This is a genomic window from Verrucosispora sp. SN26_14.1, assembly GCF_004307965.1.
Lineage (GTDB): Bacteria > Actinomycetota > Actinomycetes > Mycobacteriales > Micromonosporaceae > Micromonospora.
In genome coordinates, this window is record NZ_SISL01000335.1 from 1 (window position 1) to 6491 (window position 6491).

General features: G+C 69.8%; 4 protein-coding genes. 3 read left to right on the top strand and 1 reads right to left on the bottom strand.

Going from position 1 to position 6491, the window contains the following annotated elements; all coding sequences use genetic code 11:
• The 3 genes from EYA84_RS23595 to EYA84_RS23605 form a co-directional block, all read left to right on the top strand.
• A partial coding sequence (locus EYA84_RS23595; protein WP_131055430.1) for a bifunctional 3'-5' exonuclease/DNA polymerase occupies nt 1–1319 on the top strand: 1319 nt, incomplete at its 5' end.
• Nucleotides 1320–1592: 273 nt separating this feature from the next.
• Nucleotides 1593–2693, top strand: a complete 1101-nt coding sequence (locus EYA84_RS23600; RefSeq protein ID WP_131055432.1) for a hypothetical protein — start codon at nt 1593–1595, stop codon at nt 2691–2693.
• A gap of 163 nt (nt 2694–2856) precedes the next feature.
• Nucleotides 2857–6033, top strand: a complete 3177-nt coding sequence (locus EYA84_RS23605; protein WP_131055434.1) for a hypothetical protein — start codon at nt 2857–2859, stop codon at nt 6031–6033.
• Nucleotides 6034–6198: 165 nt separating this feature from the next.
• Here EYA84_RS23605 and EYA84_RS23610 read toward each other — a convergent pair.
• Nucleotides 6199–6491 (bottom strand): methionine adenosyltransferase domain-containing protein (locus EYA84_RS23610; protein WP_161595025.1); only part of this gene is annotated, 293 nt, incomplete at its 5' end.

Genomic DNA, 6491 nt, shown 5'->3' on the forward strand with positions numbered 1-6491 from the left:
GGCAGGGCGCGCTCTTCGACGCCGTGGCCGGGCCGCCGGGTCCGGGCATCACGGCGTTGACCGGGGTGTACGCCGATCAACTCGACCGGATCGCGGCGACCGGGGCACCGGGGCGGTTCCGGCTGTTGGTGGCGGCCGAGTCGGCCGGTGCGCTGATCGGGCCCGAGATGGGTGCGGCTGGCCTGCCCTGGCGCGCTGACGTGCACGACGCGATCCTGACCGAGCTGCTCGGGGAGCCGTCACCGGTGGGCGGGCCGCCCCGCCGACTGGCCGAGTTGGCGACGCGGATCGCCGAGGCGTTCGGCGTACGGCAGGTGCACGCGGACAGCCCGGCGGAACTGCTGCGGGCGTTCGCGCGGGCCGGGGTGGAGCTGCCGAACACGCGGGCCTGGGTGCTGCGGGGAGTGGACCATCCGGCGGTGCCGCTGGTGCTGGAGTACAAGGAGCTCTATCGGATCTGGACGGCGCACGGGCGGGCCTGGCGGGACGCGTGGGTCCGCGAGGGGCGGTTCCAGCCGGAGTACGTTCCCGGTGGAGTGGTGTCGGGCCGGTGGGCGACCCGTGGTGGTGGCGCGTTGCAGATCCCGAAGGTGATCCGTCGTGCGGTGGTGGCCGACCCGGGGTGGCGGTTCGTGGTGGCCGACGCGGGGCAGTTGGAGCCTCGGGTGCTGGCGGCGGTCTCCGGCGACACCCGGCTGGCGGCGGCGGGTGCCACCGGTGACCTGTACGCCGCGCTGGCCCGGGACGCGTTCGGTGGTGACCGGGGTCGGGCCAAGCTCGCCCTGCTGGGGGCGATGTACGGGCAGACCGGTGGTGCGGCGGTGCCGGCCCTGGCGGTGCTGCGGCGCAACTACCCGACCGCGTTCGGTCATGTCGAGGCGGCGGCCCGCACCGGTGAGGCGGGCGGGCTGGTGCGGTCGTGGTTGGGGCGTACCTGTCCGCCGGGGACGACCGGGTTCGGCGCGGGTGACGACGGGCCGTCCGACCCGGATGCGGCCGGTGACCCGCAGTCGCCCCGGGCCCGCGCGGCCCGGTCCCGTGGGAGGTTCACCCGCAACTTCGTCATCCAGGCCACCGCCGCCGAGTGGGCCTCGACGCTGCTCGCGGTGCTGCGGGGCGAGTTGGCCGGCACCGAGGCCGAGTTGGTCTTCTTCCAGCACGACGAGGTGATCGTGCACTGCCCGGCCGCGCAGGCCGAGCGGGTCGCCGAAGCGGTCGACCGGGCCGGGCGGCGGGCCACCGCGCTGTTGTTCGGCGAGACCGCGGTGCGGTTCCCGTTGGACCTGTCGGTGGTGGAGTGTTACGCCGACGCGGCGTGAGCGGCGCGCGGCGGGCCGGGGTGAGGCCGTCGACGTCCGGTCGGCGTCGATGGTGGGCGTGACGCGTGGACGGGGCGGCTTCCCGGGCTCGCCGTGCTCGTCGGCGCGGGTCGCGTCGCGCAGAGTTCACCCTGATTTCGGCTGCCGGGCATTGTGCAAATGAGCCGGTTGACCGTGTCTGACCTGCGGTTTCTTCCACGCGTTCGGTGTGCCACCCTGGTGCCTCCAACTTGACCACTCCGGTCGGGGAGGTGGCGATGCCGGGGAGGCGGAATGGCCAGACGCGTCTATGTGCACATCGGTGCCCCGAAGACGGGCAGCACCTTCGTGCAGAACGTGCTCTGGAGCAACCAGAACGTGTTGCGCAAGGCCGGGATCCTGCTGCCGGGCAGCGCGGTGGCGCACGACCAGGCGATGGCGGATCTGCGTGCGGCGCACTGGCGTGACGCCGGGGTGTACTGGACGTGGGACCGGCTGGCCGAGAAGGCGCGCCGGTGGTCCGGCGACGTGATCATCAGCAACGAGGGGCTGGGTGCGGCGACCAGTGCGCAGGCGGCCCGGGCGATCGAGAGCCTGCAACCCGCCGAGGTGCACGTGATCGCGGCCGGGCGGGACCTGTGGCGGACCTTCCCGTCGACCTGGCAGCAGAGCATCCGGGCGCGCAGCACCTGGCGCTTCGACGGTTTCCTGCGGGCCGTCGAGGCGGGCCGCTTCGACACCTTCTGGGACAACTACACCGCGCCCCGGATGCTGCGCCGCTGGGGGGACCTGGTGCCGGCAGCGCAGCGGCACCTGGTGGTCGTGCCGCCGCCCGGTGCCCCGCGAGACCTGCTCTGGCACCGTTTCGCCGGGGTGCTGGGCATCCCGGACGGCCTGTGCGAGCTGACCGCACCGACCTCGAATCCCTCCCTGGGTGCTGCGGAGAGCGAGTTGCTGCGCCGGGTCAACCAGGCGCTGGGGGACAGACATCCGCTGCGGACGCCGTACCAGAAGGTGGTGCAGCGGCACCTGGTCGACGCGGTGCTCAAGGAGCGCGCCAACGACCTGCGGTTCGGTGTCGGCCTGGACCGGGCTGCGTGGGTGTGCGACCTCGCCGAGCAGCAGATCGCGGAGATCCGGGACTATCCGTGCACGGTGGTCGGTGATCTGGACGAGTTGCGGCCCACCGAGATGGAGCGGACGGTCAGTCCCGACGAGTTGGACGACGGGCAGTTGCTCGACGTGGCGATCGAGACGATCGTCGCGATGCTCGGGCATGCCGATTCTCTCGGTCGGCGGGCCGAGGGCCAGGCCGACGAGATGCTGTCGCGCCTGAAGGCGCGAGCCGCTGGTGGCGTCAAGCGCCGTCTTCGGCTGGCCGGTCGACGGTCCTAGGTCAGACCGCGCAGGTCAGGCACGGGTTCAGCCCGGTGCCGGGATGCCTGTCCCGGACACAGGGATGCCTGTCCCTGTCCCTCGGGACGCTGGGCGGGGGACGGTCAGCGGCGGGACGTAGGCGTGTGGCCTGCCCCGTGAGGGAGCTGTGGTGCGTACAGGAATGAGATCTGGGATCAGAACGCGACCCGGCGTAGGCCGGTGGTGGCGTGGCTGGGCCGCCGTCCTGGCCGGGGTGATGGTGGCGACCGGCGCGCAGGTGCCGGCCCAGGCCGACGACTCGGTGGAGTTCGACGACGCGGCGGCACACGCTGCGCTCTTCAGCGCGGCGGTACAGCTGACCGGCCCGGACACGGCGGGCGTCAAGAACGCGGTGCTCACCGCCGAGCTGCTGGACTGGCGGCGGGTCAACCCCTCCGCCAGTAGCGAGCAGATCGCGGCGCACGTGGCGCTCACCCGGAACCGGGCCGACAAGGCGGTGTCAGACGGCGACGGCGACTCGAAGTCCCGCTTCGCCCTGATGTCGGCGGTGGCAGCGGGGATCGGAGTCAAGGACAAGGACGAGCAGGGCGGCGACGCGCCGGTGCTCAACGGGCCGCATCTGCGCGAGATCCTGACCAGCACGGTCGGTGTCCAGGGCGCCAATGTGGTCAAGGACGCGCTGAACCTGGTGCGGGGCGGATTCCAGGATGCGGCGTGGAACGCGCACATCCGAGGGGCCACCGACGCCACCTTCGCCGCCCTGCGACGGACGGCCACCACCGACGCGGCGCTGGCGACCGGGTGGGACGCGGCGTTCGCGGCCCGGACCGGAACCAGCGTGCGGGCCAGTGAGGCCGCCCTGCTCGCCATCCAGATCCACCCGCCGCAGCCGAGCAACCCCGGCACGATCGGTCACTACGTGCCGCTGGCCCAGATCAAGGCGGCCCGCGGTGACAAGGACAACTACCGGTCGTTCGTGCAGCAGCAGGCCACCCGGGTGCTCCAGGTGCTGGACCAGAATGCGAACACCCGGACCACGGAGGTGATCCACTACTCGACGACCTACCTCATCCACGGCAACAGCCCAGACGAGGCTACCCGCAACGCCGAGAAGCAGAAGACCGACAGCAACAAGATCCTGTTCGAGGGGCTTGGCAAGTCGGTCAGCATCCTCTCCACCCTGATGGGCTTCACCGACGAGAAGTTCGGCGGTCAGCTGAAGATCGTCGGCGATGCGATGGTCACCTCGGTCAGTGCGATCAACACGTACATGACTACGGTGCTCAATGCGGGACTGGGCACGGCCGCGAGTGTGATGGGTACCGCGGTGATGACCGGGAACCTGCTCGGTGCGGGAATGAGCCTGGTGAAGCTCTTCACCGGGGTGGACGACGATCCCCACGCCATGATCCTGGCGGAGATCCAGAAGCTCCATCTCCGGATCGACCAACTGGCAAAGGGGATGGACCAGCGCTTCGACCGGATCGAGACGGCGCTCAACGTCATGTACGGCGACCTCGTCGGTCTGCTCGGAGACCTGTCGAAGTCGGTCGCGGAGGTCAGGGCCAAGATCGGCGAGATCGCGACCCAGTTGCAGACGATCGAGCGCAAGATGGACTCGATGGCGCTGGCGATCCACGTTGCACTCGAGGGAATCGCGAAGAGTGACCTGAACAAGGTGATCAACACCTACGTGCACTACGAGGCCATCACCGGCCGACCGATGGCAAGTTACTCCGACTACCACGAGAAAGCGGAGGCGCCCACCTTCGACTTCGCCACGTCGACGGCAATGAGCCCGGGCACCTTCACGGTGCCCGAGGGAACCAGCCTGGACGACCCGGTCACCGTACTCAACACGAACCTGCCCGAGGCGTCCATCAACTACCTGACCACGTGGGCGGCCAAGGAGTTCCATCTGCCCTATTCCAACCCGCGGGTGGCCAATCCGGCGGCCTGGGGCACCGCGGCTCGCACCTACAACATCCTGCAGTTGCAGAACCCGGAGTTCGCGGGCCAGATCCTCGCCTATCGGGCGGCGGAGATCGCGACCACCGGTGACGAGATCAACAAGCAGGTCCGCCAGTTCAGTGCCCCGGGCGAGGGCGGCGGTACCAACAAGCTGTTCACCGAACTGGTCGGCAACTATCGCACCGCCATGGAGGGCTGGGCCAAGCAGGCCGACGGCATCCGGGGAGCGGTGATGTGGAACGGCGTCGGCGTCCCGATGCCCGAGTACGACCTGTGGGGCAAACCAGACCAGGCGATCGAGGCCAAGATTCCGGAGGCCTCCACGATGCCCGCCTGCTCCGGCTACCTCGGCAACCGTGCCATACCGGCCACCCTGCGGCGCTCCACCCTGCCCAATCCCTTCCACCTGGCCGACCACGGGCTGCCGACCGACAAGCGGCCGCAGTTCGCGACCTGTTTCGAGGCGCAGTTCGTCAACGTCGTGGAGAACCAGACGCCACGGCTGCAGACCAGCAGCGGCGACCTGCAGATCACCGTCCGGTCGCGGGTCCGCTGGCACGGCGGTGAGTGGCAGGACGCCCAGACGGCGACCCAGGTCTTCCCGGTGGGGGTCTTCTGCTCCATGCGGGTGGTGAACAACGAGCCGAGCGGCTACTGCCACGACGAGAAGTACTTCCTCGACGAACGCTGGAACGCCAGCTACCGGACGGCCTTCGAGTCGGCGCCGGTCCCGCCGATCGGCGCGGTGGCCCAGACCGCGTACAACAAGGCCGCCGCCATGCTGGCCGGCCGGCAGAAGTACTTCTACACCGTGATGGTGAACGGAAGTGGGGTGAACCGGCCCGTCGAATTCAAGTGGGACAACGCCCGGCTGCTGTGGGAGAGGGGCCAGGAGGTGACCACCGCGATCCGGCTGCTCCAGGCGTACTCGGAGTTGGGCTGGGCTTCCGCGCTGGAGCGCGACGACGCCCTGAATGCGCTTCTGTTCGGCGAACACGGCCTGCCCGGCGACTGGGCTGCGCCGCGCACCGACGTCGACCAGTCGCACAACCTGCACTTCGGCAAGACCTTCCAGCTTGCCCTGGCGAACTACGCCGGCTGCGTCCAGGAAGGCTGGGATCCCTGCGCCAACGACAAGTTCGACTTCCGACCGCAGCACGAAATGGTGCGCTACGGCGTGGACTGTGAGCAGGTCGAGGTGGAGGGCAAACCTCGGGATCCGATCAGCGCCTGCATCGTCAGCGCTGCCAGCTTGCGCTCCGAGCAGCTCAGCGGCCGGTACGACCACTGGTCGGCCCGGATCGAGGCGGGCAGCCACGTCGAAGGGCTGCCGAAGGTGAAGGCGCTCGTCGACTCGACCCGCGCCACCAACACCAACGTGCACTGACAACCTCAGATCACCAGGTCACCGGCCGCATCGCCCCGACTGTCCGGTACGGACGCTCGGGTGTCGGGTGCGGCCGGCGACCTCCGGGTAACCCGGACGGCGTCGGTCCCGGTCCCGGCGGCTCTGGCAGCCGCCGGGACCGGGACCGGCCTCTCGTGTTTGTCGTCAGGCTCCTGCGGCCGACTTGAGGTCGGCGGCCCGGTCCGTGTTCTCCCACGTCAGATCCGGCAACTCCCGACCGAAATGCCCATACGCCGCCGTCTGCCCATAGATCGGCCGCAACAGGTGCAGATCCCGAATGATCGCCGCCGGACGCAGATCGAACACCTCCGACACCGCCCGCTCGATCGACGCCACCGACACCGTCTCCGTACCGAACGTCTCCACGAACAAACTCACCGGATGCGCCTTACCGATCGCATACGCCACCTGCACCTCACACCGCTCCGCCAACCCCG

Bases quoted from the DNA above. Each gene is read 5' to 3' on its own strand.
- EYA84_RS23605 (WP_131055434.1), top strand. From the start codon at position 2,857: ATGAGATCTGGGATCAGAACGCGACCCGGCGTAGGCCGGTGGTGGCGT.
- EYA84_RS23600 (WP_131055432.1), top strand. From the start codon at position 1,593: ATGGCCAGACGCGTCTATGTGCACATCGGTGCCCCGAAGACGGGCAGC.